The sequence below is a fragment of the Devriesea agamarum genome, from assembly GCF_900070355.1.
GTDB classification, from domain to species: Bacteria; Actinomycetota; Actinomycetes; order Actinomycetales; family Dermabacteraceae; genus Devriesea; species Devriesea agamarum.
This window is the reverse complement of record NZ_LN849456.1, coordinates 1,891,907-1,913,434: the sequence shown is the minus strand read 5'-3', so window position 1 is coordinate 1,913,434 and position 21,528 is coordinate 1,891,907. Positions and strand designations below refer to the sequence as shown.

The window sequence follows — 21,528 nt, the reverse complement described above, 5'->3', positions numbered from 1 at the left end:
GCCTGGTCCAGTCGTTCGGACTTGAACAGAAGAGCGCGAAGAAGGTGCAGTGATTATGGTCCTTCCCAGGTCTGCCCCTACCTATGAAGAGTCGGTTTTGTGTCCGCGAAGCCGTCCTCGGATTAACCGTTCTCTCGCCTTTTCGGCCGATGTCTCAAGGCCGTGGCAGTTTTTCGGGGCGAGCGAATCTATATAGGGCTAACAGGTTGATTGCGCTAGCGATCACGATGACCACTGCGGCTGCAAGCTCAGATGCTGGTGCTTGGATGTTGATGACCACGTGGGTGGTTCCGACGGCAGCGTAGGCCAAAGGCACGCCTCCGAGCTCAATGGCAGAGTTGAAAGCGAAGGTCCGGGCGAGATGCTCTCGGTCGACCAAGGCAGGGACTCCCGACGACCACCACGTCATGGCTAATGCTAAAAGCGCCGATGCCAAAGCCAGGGAGATGACGACGAGGACACCCGGCATATGAAGACCGAGTGCCACCAGGGGCAGTGCGAGTCCGGTAGAGGCGAAGACGGAAGCGATGATCGGTTGCTTCGTCTGGATCTTCAGGGCCAGGATTCCGCCGAGAAGCAACCCCGCCGTATATGCGGTTCCGCAAAGCCCCCAAAAGGCTGGCCCGCCATAATCGGTATGCGCCAGTTGTGGCCCCAGAAGCTGGTAACCAGCCATCCATGCACCGTTAATGAACATGCCGCAGATCGCGGTGACCCAGAGCCACCGATGCCCCATTGAGTAGCTGATCCCACCGAGTAGCTGTTGCCACGCCGTGGCCTTTCTGGCAGGCAGAGGGTCGAGTCTGATCTTGAGAATCAGCGCCGCAGAGATGAAGAACGTGGAGGCGTCGATGAGCAGGACCGCTCCGTTGGGAATGACGGCGAGGAGGATCCCAGCCAGGCCGGGGCCGAGCAGCCGCGCGGTATCGATGCACAGGCTCATGACCGCGGTGCCTCGCTGTAACTCCTCTCCGTCCACCAGGTCGCGAACCAGCGCTCGTGCCGCAGGAATCGTGTACGAGGACAGTGACGACATGGCGAAACTGAGCAGCGCTAACGACCATGGGCTGGAGAGCCCGCTCAGGACCAGGACGGCGGTTGCGGTCTGCAGCAAGCCGCAGACGCCGCGGGATCCTAGGATCAAGCGTGCCCGGTTCCCATGATCTGCGGCGACGCCACCGATGATCGTCATGATCGCGGGCCCCAAAGCTGTGGCGGTCAGAATAAGCGCGAGCCCACCAAGTCCGGATCCGCGATCCAGCGCCGCGAACGCTAAAGCGATGGGTGCCATGGACGAGCCAAAACTGTTGATCGCCTGGGCCAGAGCGACCCGGGCAAAACGGGGATTCCTTGTGAGCAGACGCAGCGCCGACCCCCGCGGTGTCTCGGCGTCAGTACTCATCCTCCGGCGACCGCCGACATGATCATCACCTGAGCATCAGGTTTCAGGACCTCATCATGGCGTGCATCGCTGCAGCTAACCCCATCAACGACGATCCGGATGTACTTTGGTAGGTGCCCATCAACCGGGGTGAGTGGCTGCCGCAAACTCGGATGCGCTCGCGTGAGCTGCTGCAGGAGTTCAGTGACCGATTCCCCATCCACGTTGAGCCGCTGCGGGGCGCCAGTACTGTTTGCCAAGGCGAAGGTGATGGAGACGGCGTGGGTGCTCATTTCACACCTCCGTCCGGTGGGCGAACTGTGCCCGGATCGTGCTCAGGGAAAACATTCCGGAACGATGACAAGAGTTAGCCTACGGGGAGACTCGAATTACAACAAATGTCTTTCATGAATTCCCATGACATGTCACGGTGCATCGAGTCGTAATCAGGCGCGATTCGGAAACCTGGTTTTCCATGCCGTGTAGTAGAACGAAAGTACGGTGATAGGAGGTTTCACCACGATGCACGTTTTGCAACCTGCTCGTTCCTTAAGGGGTCACCGATGGCAAGGTGACAGCTGGCAGTTCCCCTGGAGGTAGGGCCTGAATGCCGACCGGCGTCGTTCATTCTCCCGCCTACTGACCTCCGGCCGGCTCCGTTTGATCCCACGAGCAAACTCTCCCGGTACGCACCTACAGCAGCCCACTCGGCTTCCTCAACTCAACTCCTGATCCCCACCTTCTCTCATCTTCCGTCCGTTCGAGAGTCTTGATGTCAAGATTCCGCTAGAGTGTCCAACGCGTCGCCGAGCGGTGAGCGCACTCGTCGCCAACGGAGGTGCCTGTGACGGATTCGGATCTTCTTCCCAAGGCCATCGCGATTGGTCTGTATTTCCTTGCGATGCTGCTGATTGGTTTGTATGCCTTTCGCAAAACAGCCACCGGGGATGACTACATGCTTGGTGGGCGCGGACTCAGTCCCTTCACTGCGGCGTTGTCTGCCGGGGCGTCGGACATGTCGGGCTGGTTGCTCATGGGGCTGCCGGGTGCGCTGTATGCCTCTGGGTTGGTGGAAGGTTGGATCGCGATCGGTTTGACCGTCGGCGCCTGGTTGAACTGGACCTTTGTTGCGCCCAGGTTGCGAGAGTTCACCCAAATCGCAGGGAACGCGATTACCGTTCCCACCTTTCTAGAGAACCGTCTGCATGACCGTTCCCGCTTGCTGCGCATTGTGGCCGGACTGGTCATCCTGGTCTTCTTCACCTTCTACGTGTCCTCCGGCATGGTTGCCGGGGGTGTGTTCTTCCAGTCGACATTTGGGGGGACCTACCACACCGGGTTGCTGGTTGTGGCGGGTGTGACCGTGTGCTACACGCTGTTCGGTGGTTTTTTGGGTGCCACCTACACCGACGTTGCGCAAGGGCTCATTATGATGAGCGCCCTCATCCTGGTTCCCGTGGCGGCAATTGCCGCTGTCGGCGGGCCGGGCCCCATGATTCACGCGATTTCCCAGGTGAACCCGACTTTTACTTCGCTGGTGGCGGGCGCGACCGTGGCAGGGGTGGTGTCCTCGTTGGCGTGGGGTCTCGGTTATTTTGGGCAGCCGCACATCATCATCCGGTTTATGGCGTTGCGGTCATCGCGTGAAGCTAAGGTGGGGCGCCGGTTTGGTATCGGGTGGATGGTGCTTTGCGTGGCCGGGGCGACTGCCACCGCGATGGCGGGGATCGCGTATTTCCATCTGCACCCGGAGCTGCATCTCAGCGATAAAGAAGCGGTGTTCTTGGATCTCGCTCAGATCTTGTTCAATCCGTTTGTGGCTGGGGTGGTGTTGGCGGCGGTGCTGGCTGCGATTATGTCGACCATTTCGTCGCAGCTGATTGTGTGCTCGTCTGCGCTGGTTGAGGACTTGGTGGGCCTGTCGGGGAAGACGTTTTCGGCGCGTCGTAGCTTGTGGCTAGGTCGTGGTGGCGTGTTCGTGGTGGCTATTGTGGCGGCTTTACTGGCGTGGGAGCGAAACAAAACAATTCTGGATCTGGTTAGTTTCGCCTGGGCTGGTTTTGGTGCGGCGTTTGGTCCGATCATCCTGCTGTCGCTGTACTGGCGGAAGTTGACGGCGGCCGGAGCGCTGGTCGGGATGGTCGCGGGTGCGGTAGTTGTATTTACCTGGAAGAGCACGCCTGCGGCTAATCTTTTCGGGATGCTCGACGGGGCCCTGTATGAAATTGTGCCGGGTTTTCTCGTGTGTCTGGTGCTTGCGGTCGTGGTGAGCTGGCTGACCTGGAAGCCGCGCCCGGGAGGGGCTGCGGCCCATCCTGATGGTGATGATTTCGACCGCATGATAGCGGCCCTTGACCGAAAAGGTGCAAAAGCCTAAGGCTGGGGCGGGCGCCTTGGGGTTGGCAGCAGACGCCTTGGGGCTGGCAGCAGACGCCTTGGGGCTGGCAGCAGACACCTTGGAGCTAGCAGATTCTTCAGGAGCGCCAGATGCTTCAGGGCAAACGGGAGTTCAGGGGTGCGAGACCTTGGAATGCTGGGAGAGTCGCAGGAATTAACAGTTACCCCGCAATAAACTTGATTAAGTACAGTTCTTGTCAAAGTCTTAAAAGCTTCCATATGTGCTGCGTGGCCCTCGAGGGTGCGGGCAAACCCGCAGCTAGAGTCGTATTTTGAGTGGTGGATGTCAGCTATTAAAGCGGCGCTTCGACCCCCGCGAGTTCGCGATTAATACGGTGCCGATCCTATTTAGGATGCTCGATCACATTGCGATCTCAACCCTCGTGGATAGGTAAGGCGTGCCTTATCCTGTCAACATGTCCGCCACCACTCTTCTCGACGTGCACTTCGACGAGCTGGTCACACTCGGCCACCCCCAGGTCGACGCAGGCTTTCGTCGCCGCCTTGCAGAACTCGGATTGCGCACCGGTGTCAGCGTGCGCGCAATTCAGCGCACCCCCGGCGGCGGACGCCTGATCGGAATCGGATCGAGCAGAGTCGCTCTGGACCGCCGCACCTGCGCGGCACTGCGCATCGCCGGGAAGGGCTGACCACGTGGCCAAAGCACAAACCCCGTCCTGCCACGGCGACGGGGCACTTACCGTAGCCCCCGCAGGCAGCGCCGTGGTGGCCTTTGTCGGTGCCCCCAACGTCGGGAAATCCACTCTGTTCAACACTCTCACCGGTGCGCGCCGCTCGGTCGGGAACTGGCCCGGCACCAGCGTTGAAATTGGGCGTGGCGCCTGGAAACTGCCCTGCGGACGAGTCGTCGATGCCATCGACTTCCCCGGGGCCTACTCGCTAGACCCGCTCTCCCCAGACGAAGAACTCACCCGCGAGCTACTCATCGAACGCCCCGTAGAGGAGCGGCCCGACCTGGTCGTCGTTGTGGCCGACGCCTCTAACCTGGCCCGTTCGCTCTACCTCGCCGCGCAGATTAGGGAAACCTCGTACCGGGTCGTCATCGCGATGACCATGAATGACGTTGCCTCACGTCGTCAGCTCGAATACGACCCCGAGGTACTGTCTAAGCGCCTCGGCTGCCCCGTCGCCCCGGTCGATCCGCGCCGCCGAACCGGCCTGGATCAGCTCGCCACGCTCATCGGGCAAACGCTCTCCCGGGAACCGTTTTCCCCACGGATCACAGCGGCGGCATCTGCGACCGACGGACCCGCTACCGATGCCCCCGCTGCGCCGTCCCAGGATGAGGATGACTTCGCTCTGGCCGATAACCGATTCTCCTGGGTCGATGAGGCCGTGCAGGCGGCAACCGTCCGCGCCGAAACAGTGCGCGCCACCGTCAGCGAACGAGTCGACCGCATCATCTTGAACCCCGTCCTCGGGCCGCTGATCTTCCTCGGCGTGATGTGGTGCGTTTTCCAGCTCACGACTCGGGTTGCTTCCCCGCTGCAAGACTGGCTAGATACCTTCTTCTCCGGTCCGGTAACCTCCACCGTTGATGGATGGCTAAAAGCCCTCGGGCTCGGTAACCCCATCATCACCGGCTTCGTCGAAAACGGGCTCATCGCAGGTGTCGGGATGGTGCTGACCTTCGTCCCGCTGATGATCATCATGTTCCTAGCACTGGCACTGCTGGAAGACTCCGGCTACATGGCCCGCGCAGCGGTTGTCGCCGACCGGCTCATGCGCATGATTGGCCTGCCCGGTAAAGCATTTTTGCCGATCATCGTCGGTTTTGGGTGCAACGTTCCGGCGATTGCCGCCACTCGAGTACTGCCCAACGCCCGCCAACGCCTGCTGACCGCACTGCTGATCCCGTTCACCTCGTGCAGCGCTCGCCTCACCGTATATCTGATGGTCGCCAGCACATTCTTCCCGGACCATGCGGGGACCGTGGTGTGGGCAATGTACGTGATCTCGGTGGCGCTCGTGGTCGTCGTGGGACTGCTGCTGCGTTCAACGCTGTGGCGCACGATGGGTTCTAGCCCGCTCGTGTTGGACCTACCCACCTACCAGATCCCCGTGCTGCGCCTGATTGTCCAGGCCACCTGGGTGAAAACCTATGCGTTCCTCAAAACCGCGGGCGGCATTATCGTGGCCACGGTGGTTGTCGTGTTCGCGCTCCAAGCTATCCCGGTGCGCGGTGACGCCCCCTTTGGCGAGGTGCCCCCTGAAGACTCGGTGTACGCCACCGTCTCCGGCGCTATTTCCCCGATCTTCGCCCCGGCTGGATTTGATGACTGGCGCACCACCGGCGCCCTGGTGACCGGTTTCGTTGCTAAAGAAGCCGTGGTGTCCTCGTGGGCTCAGACCTACGCGGTTGAAGACCCTTCTGACCTCGATGATGTTGAGCGGCGCAAGAGTCCGCTCGCCCAGGATGTGCGGGAGACCTTCGAGAAGTCCTCTCACGGCGCAGCTATTCCCGCTGCCTGGGCCTTTATGGTGTTCCTGCTTGCCTATACCCCGTGTGTCGCCACCATTGCCGCTCAGTGGCGGGAAATTGGTTGGCGGTGGACGCTGATCGGCGTCGGACTGCAACTGGTGGTTGCCTGGACGCTTGCGGTGGCCATTTTCCAAATCGGACGCCTGCTGTGGTGAAGGATCGACGATGAATAACCTACGCCCCGAAAGCGCCGGGATCGACGGAAGAATGCCTGGTGACGGAAGAATGCCTGGTGGTGCAGGAATATCCGGCGGCGGGGGAGTGCTCAGCCAAGTGTGGACCGCCGTCACCATGGGGGCGGCCACCGGACAGGATGTGTCCCGGCGCACCGGTCTATCGGCGGCGACCGTGGCAGCAGCCCTGGATCAACTTGCTCGGATGGGGCGGCTCGACCGCACGATTCCTTCAGGTTCCTGCCCGTCCGGAGGGTGCGGCTCGTGCGCATCGGCATCCGATAACGCTCCTGGATCCTCCTGCTGCGGCAACGGTGTATCCGAGGGTGAGGCGACCGCCCCGCGTCGTCGCGGACCGGTCTCGTTGCGCCTCATCAGACGGCGATAGCTCGACTTAACTGTCTGCGGGCGCGGGGGATTTGCATGAGAGACGCCTTAGCTATGCCCGAGATTTTCGTGACCTCGGTGTCGCGCGGGCTCAATCTGGAACGTAGAGTGCTCCACATCAAAATGCCCGGCTAGGCACGCTTGCAGCTCGTCGAGCAACGCGGGAATTGACCCGTCATAAAAGCATTCGTCCTCGACCGTGACATGTCCGCTCAACACAGGCAGGTTGGTTGAGATTCGGGAGACGTGCAAGTCGTGTACCGCCAAAACCCGTGGCCGCTCTAACAGATGGTGGCGCAACTCCTCCACATCGATCCCCGCGGGAGTGGACTCCATGAGAACGCTTGCGCTTTCGCGGAGGATCGACAGAGCGCGCGGAATAATCAGCGCGGCAATAATCAACCCGGCAACTGCATCAGCCTGCTCCCACCCGGTCAGTGCCATCACAAGTGCCGCAACAATGACCGCTACTGATCCGAGGGCATCGGCAACCACTTCCAAAAATGCAGCCCGCAAATTTAAGGATGAATCCTTCGATGTGCTCAGCAAAAAGACCGCGACAATATTGACCGTGAGTCCGATAATGCCAAAGATCAGCAGACCCCAGGAGGTAATCGGTTCCGGGGAAAACAAGCGCTGGATACCTTCGATGACGGCATAGATACCGACCCCCAGCAAGATGGTCGCCTGAATACCGGCCCCTAGAACTTCGGCCCGTAAAAATCCCCAGGTGCGTCGATCATCGGCGGGCCGGGTGGCGAGGTGCGCAGCCATAGCGGCGATGCCGAGGCCAATCACATCGGTCATCATGTGGCCCGCGTCGGTCAGCAGAGCCAGCGACCCGGTGAGCAGGGCGCCGATGACCTCGACCACGAACACGCTGGCCGTGAGTACCGCAACCAGGATCAGCCGACGCGGCGAACCTGAATGCGAATGCGAATGCGAATGGGAATGGGTGTGGGTGTGGGTGTGGCCGTGGTTCGACGAGCGGTGCGGGCTGTGAGCGCCCCGGAGCTGCTCGGAATTGCAGGTGGGTGTATCGCTGTGAGATGGCTCCGCCGGAGATGCTGTGGGCATTTACTTAGGATGCCATGAGCTCACAGCTCATAAAAGAGTCAGTGCATGTGGCCTTAAATATTTACGATATGAGAATCATTATTGTCTAGGTAATGTGATTAGCGTGATCAGTCTGGGAATGCACTGTGTCAATGTGTGTCATGACGATAATGTGCATGATGTCGAGAAGGCAGGTAATAAAGATAGCGCACGCGATGACGGAAGTGCCCTGTTCGCCAATGGTCGGCGAGCGGCAGGAAAAGCGGAGGTCTTAATAACCCGGATGCGGTTATGAAAGAACCCGTTCAACCCCGGGTGAGTAATGAATTCTGCTCATAAATTGATCGATGGTGATAAAGAAGCACGCTGATACGCGGGGAAGCATGTCGCCCTGGGTGGGCGCCACATATGAAAAGTCCGGCCCCACCTTGCGAGGTGGAGCCGGACCGACTGCGGAGGATGGGGGATTTGAACCCCCGAGGGCGTTAACCCAACACGCGTTCCAGGCGTGCGCCATAGGCCGCTAGGCGAATCCTCCAGTGCCCTGGTTGATCACGTGATGAACTCACAAGATCTCCTAGAGCGTTTAGAAGTGTACCTGATCTGCTGTGAGCAGCGGAACCGCAGGTGGCGCGGCGGGATCAAGGTCACAGCTTCTGGTCGGGCTCTTCAGGGTGACGCAGCAGGTTCACAATGGCCGCGACGAGGCCGCCCCACACGGTGACTATGGCGACGAACATCATCGCAATTGAGATTCCGGACATCTCAGCCTTCCTTTCCGCTGGTCGAGGTGGTAGCAGCGGGCGCTTTGGCCGCAGACGCCTCAGCTGCGGGCGCTGCAACCCCAAGCTCCTGAAGCCCCTTGCCCGGGATTACCGGGTCGGGGATCGGATCGCCATCACTATCGAGAGTATCGTGATTCGAGCGACGCGACCACGGCACCAAAGATAGGCAGATCGACAAAACAATCAGCAGAGCCGCCAGACCCCAACCGAAGACGCCGACGAACCAGGTGGGCATATCGCCGTAGCCATCCCTCAGGGTGTGAGTGAGGTCGCCGCCCAGGATTATGACCAGCAGGATCGGGCTGACCACACCGACCAGCAGCATCCAGATACGACCCACCTTGAACGAACCGCGCGCGTTGAGATGGTCGCGCAGGGTGGGCAACGCACGCACCCCGTAGGCCAGGGCAACGGTGGAGACCAAAGCGATAGCCACGATACCGAAGTAGTTGACGAAGTGGTCGATCACATCCAGCAAGTTCAGGCCGGTGGTGGTCGGGAACAGTAAGAGCGAGATGATCGCCATTGGCACGCACACCACGACGGTTCCGGTGATCCGGCTGAGCCCCAGCTTGTCCTGTATCGCTGAGATCACAACTTCCAAGATCGAGATGATGGAGGTGAAACCGGCGAGCAGTAGCGAGGCAAAGAACAGCACCCCGAGCAAAACCCCGGCCGGAGCCTGGTTGATGATCGTCGGGAAAGCAATGAAAGCGAGGCCAATGCCGCTTTGTGCAACGTCGGACACAGGCTGGCCCGACGAGGTGGCCATGAAACCGAGCGCGGCGAAAACGCCAATGCCGGCCAGTACCTCGAAGGACGAGTTGGCGAAACCGACCACCAGGCCCGACCCGGTGAGGTCGGTTTTCTTCTTCAGGTACGACGAATAGGTGAGCATGATGCCAAACGCAACCGACAGGGAGAAGAAGATCTGCCCGTACGCTGCCGCCCAGACAGCCGGTTTGGTCAGCGATTCCCAGTTCGGGGTGAACAAGGCCTCAAGACCTTTCGATGCGCCCGGAAGGAATAGGGACTGCACGACCAGAATCAAGAACAGCACCATCAGGATCGGGATGAAGATTGTCGAGGATGCCCCGATGCCCTTTTGAACTCCGAGTGCAAGCACCAGGATGCAGGCAATCCATACCAGCACCAACGGAATCATGACGCCGGGCACGATGTCGAAACCGATGCTCGCATGGGCACTATCCACCGACTGGGTGTAGGTGGATTTGAAGAAGGTGCCGGGATCATCACCCCAGGCCTTGGTGAAAGAAAAGACCATGTAGCTGGCAGCCCAGGCAATAATCACCGCGTAGTACACGGCGATCACAAAGCTGACCAATACCTGCCACCAGCCGATCGCCTCGGTTTTACGGGCGAGACGCCGATAGGCGAGCGGGGGCGAGGAACGCCAGCGGTGACCGATTGCGTAATCAATAAATAGCAGCGGAATCCCGGCGGTCAGCAGTGCGACCAGGTAGGGAATCATGAAGGCCCCGCCACCGTTTTCATAGGCGACGTACGGGAAGCGCCAGATATTGCCGAGACCGACAGCGGAGCCGATCGCGGCGAAGATGAACGCGGAGCGTCCGGCGAAGGCACCGCGATTAGCGCGCGGAGCCGCGGGCGAAGAAGCCGTCATGAGGGTAAGTCCTATCGAGAAGCTCAACGATGGGGCGGGTTTCCGGGGGAGTGGCCGACTCACGGGGCAGTCGGTCGCTGGATTGGACCGCCCCGGATCCGTCGTCGTGGTCCCGAGGAGACCACACAGTATCCATCGTGTCCGCCAGGTGGAGTGCGGCCGTCTCGAATGGTGAAATATCTCAGAGAGTTCGCATGTGCCGGGCGGATTGTCATGTGACCCCCGGCATGCGATGAGGAGGCGTTACCCTGGCCGCATGAACGACGACGATCCCGCCTGCGCCAGCCATCGCGACCACAAAACGACGAGCACTCCCCACGAATCGCCACGGGAGACACGCGTGATCATCGGCCCAGATCCCGTCCCCGTATCGGATACCTATCTACGGATCGTTTCGGCTCGAAGCGCCCAGGTTGAACGCGATCTTGGGCCCGCGACCAAAGCAGCTGAGGATCCCTGCCACTCTGAAGGGAGTGGCATATCCGGGGCCATCAATGGTTCTCTCGACGACGTTCAGGATTACACCGGAGCGCCCGCAGACGTCGTAGATCTGATCGAACAGATCGTCGACGGTCTGCGTGACGAGCTCGTGGCACTGTCCGACGACCTCCATGCCCATCCTGAAACCGCCTTTGAAGAACATCGCTCAGCAGCCCGCATCGCGGAGGTCCTCGCCGGTCATGACATCGCCGTACGCACCGGCGCCCACGACTGTGACACCGCGTTGCGAGCAGAGTTGACCGGCGTCGCATCGGTGAGCGACCCGGTCCCTCCATCTCAGCGGAGTATCGCCGTGCTCTCCGAATACGATGCGCTCCCGCAGATCGGGCACGCCTGTGGACACAACGTCATCGCAACCGCTGGTCTCGGGGCATTTCTTGCGCTCGTCGAGCTAGAACGGACCCACCCCGGCGCGATTCCCGGTCGCGTTGTATACCTGGGCACCCCCGCCGAAGAGGGTCACACCGGTAAAGAGGTGATGGCTCGAGCTGGCGCTTTCGACGGTCTCGATGCCGCGATTATGGTTCACCCCTTCGCCCAGGACATCGCCTCCCAACCCTGGCTCGGGCGACGAGTCCTCAGTGTCGTCTTTCATGGGTTATCGGCCCACGCCTCAGCCCAGCCCTTCATGGGTCGCAATGCGCTCGACGCCGCTTCCCTCATGTATCAAGGGCTCGGTCTGCTCCGGCAGCAAATGCCGCCGTGCGACCGTCTGCACGCCGTGATCAGAGAAGGCGGCGACCGGGCGAGCGTCATCCCAGATCGCGCCGTGCTCGACCTCTACGTGCGCTCGCTCTACCCCGAAACCCTGCGCGAGCTCTCCCAGCGCGTGGAAGATGTCGCCCGCGGAGCAGCGCTCATGACGGGATGCGGACTCGACCTCGCCTGGGATCGCTGCCACCCATCGCTGCCTGTGCGCACAAACAGTGCGCTCACCTCGCGCTGGGTCCGCGCTCAGCAACGCCGCGGCCGCACCCCGCTATCTGAGCACGCTGCCCCCCGCACCACTTTGGCCTCGACCGATTTTGGCAACGTGAGTTTTCGTGTGCCGGGCATACATCCCCTGATCGGGATCACCGGTGGCGCCCCCTGTGGCCTACACACCCCCGAGTTCGCACAGGCTGCCGCCACCGAGCATGCCCACCGCGCCATCGCAGACGCGGCTTTCGGACTCGCCGTGACCGCCCTCGATTTCCTGCGGGATGACGACCTTGCCGCCCGCGTTATCGCCGAATTTGAAGCAGACGGGGGAGCCATCGACGTGCCGCACTTCTTCGACTGAGGGCGCGAAGTGAACAGATCTATATGGGATTAATAGGTCTAGATAGGGTTGATGTGGACCGTTAGACCGGGTCTTGCACGGATCTGAAGCCTGGGCGCCAGATGGAGCTGCATGCGGGATTCATTGCGGATCTATGCAGACGGCTTAGACAATTACTCTTCCGCAGTTTGCTCCAGCTCCAGTGTTCGGTACAGTGGTGCTCGGACTCCTCGTGCGGTGTCATCTCGCTGAATCCCCCCAGGGCCTGACGGCAGCAAGGGCAGGCGGGCTCTGTCAGGTGCGCGAGGAGTCCTTTTTGTGAGTCCTCTAGACCGGGCAGAGACGCTCAGGGTTGGAATGTCGGTGGGCTGAACTAGGGTTGGGGCGTGGTCACCGCTCTGTATCGTCGCTATCGCCCGGAGTCCTTCGCCGATGTAATCGGTCAGGACCATGTCACCGAGCCTTTGATGCGAGCCCTGCGCAACAATCGCATCGGCCACGCCTACCTTTTCTCAGGACCGCGCGGATGCGGGAAAACCACCTCGGCCCGGATCCTCGCCCGCTGCCTGAACTGCGCCGCAGGGCCGACCGACACCCCCTGCGGGCACTGCGATTCCTGCCGGGATCTTGCGCGCGGTGGCCCGGGCAGTCTCGATGTCGTCGAAATTGACGCGGCCAGCCACGGTGGTGTCGATGACGCCCGTGAACTGCGGGAACGTGCAACCTTCGCCCCGGCCCGCGACCGGTACAAAATCTTTATCATCGACGAAGCCCACATGGTGACCTCAGCGGGCTTTAACGCCCTGCTCAAGCTGGTGGAGGAACCACCAGACCATGTGAAATTCGTGTTCGCGACCACGGAACCAGACAAGGTGATCGGCACCATCCGCTCGCGCACCCACCACTATCCGTTCCGGCTGATTCCGCCCCAGGTGTTGACTCCCTATCTCGAACAGGTGTGCTCACAAGAAGGCGTTCCCGTGGGGACCGGCGTGCTACCCCTGGTGGTTCGGGCGGGTGGAGGCTCTGCGCGCGACACCCTGTCGGTTCTGGACCAGCTGATGGCAGGTGCCGGGGGCGAAGGCATCGACTATCCAATGGCGGTGTCCCTGCTCGGCTTCACCGACGCCGAGCTGCTTGACCGAGCCGTCGAAGCTATCGCCGCGGGGGATGCTTCATCTCTGTACGGAGCGGTGGAGCAGGTGATCGGCTCCGGGCAGGAACCGCGCCGCTTTGTTGAAGATGTGCTGGAGCGGCTGCGCGACCTCATTATTCTGGCGGCGGTTCCAGACCGAGGCGCAGACCTTCTTCCGGAAGTACCCGCTGACCAGCTATCGCGCATGATGTCTCAGGCTGAAGTTTTTGGTCCCGCGGAGCTTTCACGCTGCGGCGATATCGTCAATGACGCTTTGAGCACGATGACGGGAGCGACCTCACCTCGTCTGCACCTGGAATTGCTGTGCGCCCGGCTACTGCTGTCGACATTCGGTCCGGGAGCGGGCGCTATGGCCGCGAACGGCCTGGCCAGTGCATCGCATCCCACCGGATTGCCTCAGCATAGAGGGGCCGAGTCGGGAGCGGGCCGCAGTAGTGGTCGTCAAGCATCCTCCGCACCGGATTCCTCGTTCAGTCAGAACCAGACCGCGGCCCCTGCGTCCCCGGTGGCCCCTGCGGTCTCTGCCTCCCCGGTGGCCCCCGCGCCCCCTACGGCTGAGATGTCCAACGCTCAGGGCGTATCGGGTCGTGAACGCGCACGTCAGATAGCGCGCGAGCGAGCAGAGTCGGCACGTAGAGCCCGGGAAGCAACCCCGGGCGCCGCGCCCACGTCGGCCCTTAGCCAGGTCTCCGCCCCCGCAGGCCACCCTGTCGCGGAACAACATCATTCGAGCACACCCGCCCCGGCGCAAGCGCCGAAGCAGGCCCTTGACGACGGCTGGGGTGAAGTCGCCCGGATTCCGGGCTCGTCCGCCGGATCGGATAACTCATCCTCCCCGCACGACAAGGCTACTCAGCCGCATGGCACCTCATCCTCCCCGCAAGGAGGCTCGGCTCAGGGACAAAATATCTCGGCTCAGCAACCAGCTGACGTGACACCAACCGCACCCACGCCCCCGGGTGCTGGGGCTGACCGCGCCGAGGAACTGCGCGGACATTGGTCTGCTCTGATGGGTGCCTTGCACGGTATTAGGCGTCCATCCTGGGCGTTGATCTCCCAGAACGCGCAGCCACACGCATTCGACGGTCAGCAGCTCGTGCTCGGCTTCCGGTCGCAGGGGCTAGTTGACGCATTTGGTCGCGGAACAGCCGCCGACAATATGGCGCAAGCAGTCCGACAGATCCTGCACCTCGACGTCACCGTGACCGCGATGGTCGCCGATGGTTCGACCCCGTCCGCCGTGCCGAGCAGACAGGCAGCGCCCGCGAGGACGGAGACAACACCCGCTACACCCGAGGTCACACCCCCTAAACCACAGGCCGCACCCACAAGGCCCGATAGCGCGCCGGCTAGGCCTGAGGCTGCATCCATGAGGCCGGCGGCTGACCCAGCCAAGCCTGAGGCTGCACCCACCGGGACCGAACCCGCGCAGATCGCCTCACCTCCGCGCGGGGGCACACCCCGATATAGCCGGTCCCCCATACCGGATGATCTAGTGCCGCCGCTCGACGACCAGGTGCCGCCACCGGACGACCAGGTACTGCCACCGGACGATCAACTGCCCCCACCGGAGGACGATTGGCGGCCCAGTGCCCAGGCCAGCGCCCGCCCCAGTGCCCAGGCTAGTGCCCGCCCTAGCGGCCACTGCGGTGACCAGGCCGCCGGGCAACGGGCCAATCGTTCGGCATCATCAGCTAGTTCGGCGACGTCAGCATGGAGCGGCCCCCTGCCGGAGTCAGTCGGGCGCGATGGTCTCGGCCCAGACCATCCACGCACCCACGGGGCATCGGCCCTGAGGGCAGCGATCAAAGCCCACCGCGACGGCAACGATGCGCTGCTGGCCGCGGCGCAGGAACTCCAACGCGTAGCCCAGGAAAGCCACGCTCAACCGCAGGCTGCCCAGTCCGTAAACCCGCCGGCGAATCGACCCGTGAATTCGGCGTTGAACTCACCGGCAACCCCGCCATTGAGCTCGTCGTCGCCCATGACACCTGCCGCACCGTCTGCGGGAACGCCCAGCACCTCCGTCCACCCTTCGGCAACAGCCACCCCGCGGATGAGCGGGGCAGCGCTCGCCAGAGAAGCCGCCCGAGAATCCGCGCGGGCAGGGCTGAGACATCAAGCACTGCGTTCGCAGGAGGCTCTACCCGAGGATGAAGATCCCACCGGCGGGGCATCCCCTGATGACGCCGACGCCGGACCAGGAGCCATCACCGCAGGTCGTGAGGTTATCGCCACAGTTCTCGGCGGCAAAGTGCTCGAAGTGATCGACACCAAACCCGGGGAGTGACGGCAAACCGAGAAGGCATCTGCCATTGCGGTGCACACCGAGCCAGGCTGCGTGCACGCATCGTCGTATGAGTGACTTAAAGTTAAACGCGTGTACGAAGGCATAGTTCAGGACCTGATCGAGGAGTTCGGCAAACTGCCGGGCATCGGCCCGAAGTCTGCCCAGCGCCTCGCTTTTCACGTGCTGGACACCGACGCCACAGAGATCCGCAAGCTCGCCGACGCCCTCATCTCAGCCAAAGAAAAAGTGCGGTTTTGCGAAGTATGCGGAACATTTGCGCAAGACAATCGATGCCGGATCTGCGCTGATGCCCGCCGCACCGACGACATAATTTGCGTGGTGGAGGAATCTAAAGACGTCGTCGCCATTGAACGTCTGCGCGAATTTAAAGGGCGGTACCACGTGCTCGGCGGCGCTATCGACCCCATCGGTGGAGTCGGCCCCAACGACCTGCGAATCAAAGAACTCATGGCACGCCTCGGCTCTGGTGAAACCCGCGAGGTGATTCTCGCCCTGGACCCCAACATCGAAGGGGAAGCCACAGCGAGTTACATATCGCGCCTGCTCGCCCCGATGGACATCGCAGTCACCAGACTCGCCTCTGGGCTGCCCGTCGGCGGCGATCTCGACTACGCCGACGAACTAACTCTCGGCCGTGCGTTCGCGGGACGGCGCAGCGTATAGACCGGCTTGCTAAGTTGGGTTTGTGAGTATCGACTGCGCCTATGACCAGGGCTTCATCCGGGTAGCCGCCGTCACCGTTCCGGTGTCGCTTGCTGATCCCGCCACCAACGCCGCCCGGCACATCCAGGAAATTCGTCGCTGCGCCACAGAAGGCGCTGACCTGATTGTTTTCCCTGAGCTGTCCCTCACCGGCTATTCATTAGATGACATCGTGTTGCAGGCGCCCCTGCTGAAAGCGGCACTGGCCGCGCTCGCAGAGATAGCGCAGGCAACCATCGATCTCATCCCCCTCGTGGTCGTTGGCCTGCCGCTGGTCAAACAAAACCGCGTCTACAACTGTGCAGCCGTCCTCCACCGCGGCGCCGTGCTCGGAATCATCCCCAAATCGAATCTGCCGACCTACCGCGAGTTTTATGAGCGGCGATGGTATGCGCCCGGCGACGATCAGCGAGGGCAAGCCATATCCCTTCCGTCCGCACCCGTGCCCGCCACCTCCTCAGCATCCGGGGGACTTGCTGGCTCCACGTCGCCCGATGAGACCATCCCCGCAGCCCAGGTCTTGGGCCAGGACGTACCGTTCGGCCCAGATCTCCTGTTCGATATTGCAGAGATCGACGGGTGCACACTCCATGTCGAAATTTGTGAAGACATGTGGGTGCCGATCCCACCCAGCGCAGAGGCGGCGCTGGCGGGAGCGAGCGTGCTCGCAAACCTGTCCGGTTCCCCGATCACAATTGGTAAAGCAGAAGACCGCAAGTTGCTGGCCCGGTCGGCGTCCTCGCGGTGCGCGGCTGCCTATGTGTTTGCCGCCGCAGGGGAGGGAGAATCCAGCACTGACCTGGCCTGGGATGGACAAACCTTCGTGTACGAAAACGGCGACCTGCTTGGAGAAACTGAGCGTTTCCCCACGGGGCCGAGAGCCACGGTCGTCGATGTTGACGTTGAGCGCCTGCTGGCTGAACGCCTGCGCCAGGGAACCTTCGACGACAACCGGCGCACACACGCGCAGCGCACCGCAGAATATCGTCGCATCCAGGTGCATCTTCGCGATCCTCAAAGCGCGAACAGGAGGCCGCTGGCCCGGGGTTCACAGCTGCGGCGCCCCGTCGCACGGTTCCCATTCGTTCCGCAGGATGCCGACCGGCTCGCACAAGACTGCTACGAAGCATTCCAGATTCAAGTCGCGGGCCTAGTGCAACGCTTGCGGTCCATCGGCGGAGATCGTGACGGAGGATCCCGTCCCGTCATAGGCCTGTCCGGAGGGCTCGACTCCACTCACGCCCTACTGGTGATCCTGCGCGCCATGAAGGTTCTCGGTAGACCAGCCCGGGACGTTCTCGCCTTCACCATGCCGGGTTTTGCCACCAGTGACCACACCCGCACCAACGCTCAGCGTCTGGCCGAAGCCACCGGCGTCACGTTTGAAACCATTGATATTCGTCCGGCTGCCACCCGCATGCTCGAAGAAATGGGTCACCCCTTCGGGCGCGGTAAGCCCGTCTACGACGTCACCTTTGAAAATGTGCAAGCTGGTCTGCGCTATGACTACCTATTCCGTTTGGCTAACCAGCGGGGCGGAATCGTCGTAGGAACCGGTGATCTTTCCGAACTCGCACTCGGTTGGTGTACGTACGGGGTGGGCGATCACATGTCCCACTACACGGTGAACTCTGGGGTTCCGAAAACACTAATTCAACATCTCATCCGGTGGGTGATCGACACCGGCGACCTGGGAACCGACACCGTCGATGTCCTCGATTCCATTCTCGGCACGGAAATTAGCCCCGAGCTGATCCCGGCAGGAGAGAGTGGGCAGGTGCAGTCCACCGAAGACACCATCGGGCCGTACGCGCTGCACGACTTCGCGCTCTACTATCTGCTGCGCCGCGGCTATGGTCCGCGTAAAACGGCTCTGCTCGCTGAAGCGGCGTGGTCCGATCAGATGAGAGGAAGTTGGCCCCCTGGTTATCGTGATGCGGATCGTCGGGCCTATACCCGCGAGGAGATTGACCATTGGCTTGAGGTGTTCTGTCGCCGGTTCGTATCCCAGCAATTCAAACGGTCTGCCATTCCCAACGGGCCCAAAGTGCTCGCGGGAGGGTCGCTGTCGCCGCGCGGGGATTGGCGGATGCCGTCCGATGCGCGGGCCAGGATCTGGCTGGACGAGATCGCCGCAATGCGGGCAGCCCAACAATCTGTCGCATGACAAGCCGCCGATGGTGCCGTATGACAAGCCATTGATGGTTACATACCGCAGCGGTGAGCGCTAAAGGTTAGAGTGCTGATCGCTATATGACGCCGTGTGGTAGCAAAACGCGGCCTTGTCGGTGGTTACATACCGCAATGTCGGTGGCTACATACCGCAGTGTCGATAGCGAAATGTCATAGCGGTGGCGGACGTGAACGCAAAACGGGGTGCGGGGCGTCGTAAACTGGGCGCGCTGTGCAGGCGACCTGACCCAGGAGTCATCCCTCCCCATGTGTGACCCCAGTTCGCTGCACCCTCATCCCCGAGAAGCCCACGGCCGGAAGGACATCCACGCATGAGCCGCATCGTGCAAAAGTATGGCGGGTCATCCGTCGCTGATGCGGAGAGCATCCTGCGGGTCGCCCGGCGCATCACCCGGTACGCCCAGGCTGGGCACGAAGTCGTGGTTGTGGTCTCGGCTATGGGTGACACCACCGATGACCTGCTGGATCTCGCAGCCCGCGTAACCGATAAACCTCCGGCGCGGGAACTAGACATGCTGCTGACCGCGGGCGAACGGATCTCCATGGCCGTGCTGTCCATGGCATTAAACGGGCTCGGAGTTAAGGCGCGATCCTTCACTGGTTCGCAGGCGGGAGTCATCACCGATGGCATCCACGGCAAAGCGCACATTCTCGATATGACCCCCGGCCGGGTCCTAGAGGCGCTCGACGCTGGCGACGTGGCGATTGTGGCCGGATTCCAGGGTGTGTCCCGCCTCACCAAAGACATTACGACGCTCGGTCGTGGCGGGTCAGACACCACCGCTGTCGCCCTCGCGGCAGCACTAGATGCCGATGTCTGTGAGATCTACAGCGATGTGGACGGCGTGTTCACCGCCGATCCGCGGATTGTGCCGCGCGCTCGCCGTATCCCCGTTATTTCCCCTGAAGAGATGTTGGAAATGGCAGCCTCGGGATCGAAAATCCTGATGATGCGCTGCGTGGAATATGCGCGCCGCTACGGAGTTACGCTGCACGTGCGTTCGTCTTTCAGCGGACGCGTCGGGACGATTGTGGCCCCTGAAAATAAGCGCGACGTGCTGCTTGACCCCGACGATCCGCCGGCGCGGGTGCTCGACGCTCCCGCTGCCCGCGCCCAGCAGGTGCCGCCGGACATTCAACAGGACGCTGCCGACATTCAGCAGCCGGCCCCGCCCGCAAACCAGGCGGCTCTACCCGCAAGCCAGGCGGCCCCGCAGACCTCCCTCAGCAATCCCCCGATAGCCTCCAAGGAGGAAGCCACGATGGAACAGCCGATCATCTCCGGCGTCGCGCACGATCTCAGCGAAGGCAAGATCACCGTGGTGGAGGTGCCCGATCAGCCCGGCAAAGCCGCCGCGATTTTCGAGGTTGTGGCCCAGACTGGCGCCAATATCGACATGATCGTGCAAAATGTGTCCACCACGGACAACACCACCGCGATTTCCTTCACCCTGCCTGAATCTGACGCGCCCGCAGCGATCAGCGCACTGGAACAGGCACAAGAACGCATCGGCTTCCAAGAAGTTCGCTACATCGACCAGATTGGCAAGGTCTCGCTGGTCGGAGCGGGAATGAAGTCCTCGCCCGGAGTGTCGGCCACCCTGTTCCACGCGCTCGCCGGGGCAGGAATCAACATTGACATGATCTCAACCTCGGAGATCCGAATCTCCGTCGTGACGGAGGCGTCCCGGGTGCAGGATGCGGTGTGTGCGATTCATACGGCGTTCGGCCTAGATTCAGATGACGGTGAAGCCGTTGTGTACGGAGGGACAGGACGATGACAGACAGCCACCCCCAGGGGTTCCCGGGCCAGACCGCTGCGTCGCACACCGCGTCGCCCGCCGCGTCGACCGCTGAATCGCACCTTAAGCCGCACCCCCAATCTGATGCTTCGCCGCACCGTCGCGGTGCGGTGCTCGGCGTTGTGGGCGCTACCGGGCAAGTGGGCCGTGTGGTGCTGCGCCTGATCGACGAACTGAATCTGCCCGTAGACCGGGTGCGGGCGTTCGCATCCGCGCGTTCGGTCGGGCGCACGGTGATGTGCCGGGGTGAACACATCGAGGTGGAAGACGCAGCCATCGCGGATCTCACCTCGCCGGGACAGCAGGTAGACGTTGCGATCTTTTCGGCGGGTGGACAAACCTCACGGGATCTGGCGCCGCGGTTTGCTGAGGCCGGGGCGGTCGTTGTCGATAACTCCTCGGCGTGGCGGCTGGACTCCCAGGTGCCGCTGGTGGTGGCCGAGGTGAACCCCGAGGTGCTGGATGATACTCCGCGGGGTATCGTCGCCAATCCGAACTGCACAACTATGGCGGCGATGCCTGTTCTCAAGCCGCTGCACGACCGGGCGCAGCTGGTTCAGTTGCAGATCTCGTCGTACCAGGCAGTATCAGGGTCTGGGCGTGCCGGGGTGGATGAGCTGGCGGGTCAGGTACGTGCGGTCGCCGATCAGGCAGAGACCCTTGCGCTCAATGGGGCGGCAGTGACTTTCCCTGAGCCGAACGTGTACGCGAAGACCATTGCTTTTAATGCATTGCCCCTGGCTGGGGACATTGTGCAGGACGGCAGCGAAGAAACGTCTGAGGAACAGAAGCTGCGCAACGAGTCTCGCAAAATTCTTGGGATCGAGGATCTTTTGGTGTCCGGTACCTGCGTGCGGGTACCAGTCTTTAGCGGTCATGCTTTGGCTATCCATGCCCGGTTCGATCAGCCGCTGAGGGCGGATGAGGCCCGCGACATCTTGGCGTCGGCGCCGGGGGTTCAGCTCATGGATGTCCCCACTCCGATTGATGCGGCTGGAATCAACGACGTGCTGGTGGGACGGATTCGCACGGATCAATCCGTTCCCGACGACAAGGGCCTGATTCTGTTTGTGGTGGGCGATAACCTCCGGAAGGGAGCGGCGCTCAATGCCGTGCAACTGGCGGATTTGTTGCTGCGCTCGCGGGGCCGCGCCGGGTGAGTCCGCGGCGCTGTCGCTGATTCCACCTCGTTAATTTTCTGTCGCTGGGAAGGGATATCTCAGAGAGGGTGGACATCGTTGAGTTAGCATACTGCCGCCCGCGAGCATCCCGATG

General features: G+C 62.0%; 15 protein-coding genes, 1 tRNA gene and 1 other RNA gene. 11 read left to right on the top strand and 6 right to left on the bottom strand.

Translation table 11 applies throughout. The features are described from left to right. Positions 1-154: 154 nt before the first annotated feature. Together BN1724_RS08240 and BN1724_RS08235 are read right to left on the bottom strand one after the other, a co-directional pair. Positions 155-1,402, bottom strand: a complete 1,248-nt coding sequence (locus BN1724_RS08240; RefSeq protein WP_058234963.1) for an MFS transporter — start codon at positions 1,400-1,402, stop codon at positions 155-157. Beyond that, positions 1,399-1,674, bottom strand: coding sequence for a MoaD/ThiS family protein (locus tag BN1724_RS08235; RefSeq protein ID WP_058234962.1), 276 nt, complete (start codon positions 1,672-1,674; stop codon positions 1,399-1,401). The genes BN1724_RS08240 and BN1724_RS08235 overlap by 4 nt, the downstream gene beginning before the upstream one ends. 551 nt (positions 1,675-2,225) lie before the next feature. On the opposite strand from BN1724_RS08235, the gene putP reads away from it, so the two are divergent. From putP to BN1724_RS08215, 4 genes are all read left to right on the top strand, one after another. After that, positions 2,226-3,758 carry a sodium/proline symporter PutP gene (gene putP, locus BN1724_RS08230; protein ID WP_269447057.1) on the top strand — a complete coding sequence of 511 codons (1,533 nt, stop codon included), beginning with the start codon at positions 2,226-2,228 and terminating at the stop codon, positions 3,756-3,758. Positions 3,759-4,194: 436 nt separating this feature from the next. After that, positions 4,195-4,428 carry a FeoA family protein gene (locus BN1724_RS08225; RefSeq protein ID WP_058234961.1) on the top strand — a complete coding sequence of 78 codons (234 nt, stop codon included), beginning with the start codon at positions 4,195-4,197 and terminating at the stop codon, positions 4,426-4,428. A 4-nt stretch (positions 4,429-4,432) separates the two neighbouring features. Then, complete coding sequence (gene feoB, locus BN1724_RS08220) at positions 4,433-6,436, top strand: ferrous iron transport protein B (protein WP_058234960.1); 2,004 nt, start codon at positions 4,433-4,435, stop codon at positions 6,434-6,436. A 10-nt stretch (positions 6,437-6,446) separates the two neighbouring features. Further along, a complete protein-coding gene (locus BN1724_RS08215; protein WP_058234959.1) occupies positions 6,447-6,842 on the top strand; it encodes a FeoC-like transcriptional regulator in 396 nt (131 codons plus the stop codon). Between the two features lie 47 nt (positions 6,843-6,889). Here BN1724_RS08215 and BN1724_RS08210 read toward each other — a convergent pair whose 3' ends face one another. The 4 genes from BN1724_RS08210 to BN1724_RS08200 form a co-directional block, all read right to left on the bottom strand. Next, positions 6,890-7,918: a cation diffusion facilitator family transporter gene (locus BN1724_RS08210; RefSeq protein WP_084252891.1), complete on the bottom strand. Its 1,029-nt coding sequence runs from the start codon at positions 7,916-7,918 to the stop codon at positions 6,890-6,892. A gap of 432 nt (positions 7,919-8,350) precedes the next feature. Beyond that, positions 8,351-8,435 (bottom strand) — tRNA-Ser (locus BN1724_RS08205). 109 nt (positions 8,436-8,544) lie between these two features. Continuing rightward, positions 8,545-8,661, bottom strand: a complete 117-nt coding sequence (locus BN1724_RS12635) for a methionine/alanine import family NSS transporter small subunit (RefSeq protein ID WP_084252890.1) — start codon at positions 8,659-8,661, stop codon at positions 8,545-8,547. Position 8,662: 1 nt separating this feature from the next. Further along, complete coding sequence (locus tag BN1724_RS08200; RefSeq protein WP_058234958.1) at positions 8,663-10,327, bottom strand: sodium-dependent transporter; 1,665 nt, start codon at positions 10,325-10,327, stop codon at positions 8,663-8,665. 256 nt (positions 10,328-10,583) lie between these two features. Between BN1724_RS08200 and BN1724_RS08195 the strand changes: the two genes are divergently transcribed. From BN1724_RS08195 to BN1724_RS08165, 7 genes are all read left to right on the top strand, one after another. Then, positions 10,584-12,110 carry a M20 family metallopeptidase gene (locus BN1724_RS08195; RefSeq protein ID WP_084252889.1) on the top strand — a complete coding sequence of 509 codons (1,527 nt, stop codon included), beginning with the start codon at positions 10,584-10,586 and terminating at the stop codon, positions 12,108-12,110. Positions 12,111-12,310: 200 nt separating this feature from the next. Continuing rightward, an RNA gene (ffs, locus tag BN1724_RS08190) (signal recognition particle sRNA small type) lies at positions 12,311-12,407 on the top strand. Positions 12,408-12,475: 68 nt separating this feature from the next. After that, entirely contained in the window at positions 12,476-15,535 is a 3,060-nt protein-coding gene (locus BN1724_RS08185) for a DNA polymerase III subunit gamma and tau (RefSeq protein ID WP_067635256.1), read from the top strand. 90 nt (positions 15,536-15,625) lie between these two features. Further along, on the top strand, positions 15,626-16,219 hold the full coding sequence (recR, locus tag BN1724_RS08180; protein ID WP_058234957.1) for a recombination mediator RecR: 594 nt from the start codon (positions 15,626-15,628) through the stop codon (positions 16,217-16,219). 22 nt (positions 16,220-16,241) lie between these two features. Then, on the top strand, positions 16,242-18,425 hold the full coding sequence (locus tag BN1724_RS08175; RefSeq protein ID WP_058234956.1) for an NAD(+) synthase: 2,184 nt from the start codon (positions 16,242-16,244) through the stop codon (positions 18,423-18,425). A 337-nt stretch (positions 18,426-18,762) separates the two neighbouring features. Then, on the top strand, positions 18,763-20,232 hold the full coding sequence (locus BN1724_RS08170; RefSeq protein ID WP_058234955.1) for an aspartate kinase: 1,470 nt from the start codon (positions 18,763-18,765) through the stop codon (positions 20,230-20,232). Then, positions 20,229-21,413, top strand: a complete 1,185-nt coding sequence (locus BN1724_RS08165) for an aspartate-semialdehyde dehydrogenase (protein ID WP_084252888.1) — start codon at positions 20,229-20,231, stop codon at positions 21,411-21,413. Before BN1724_RS08170 ends, BN1724_RS08165 begins: the two co-directional genes overlap by 4 nt. Positions 21,414-21,528 lie beyond the last annotated feature (115 nt).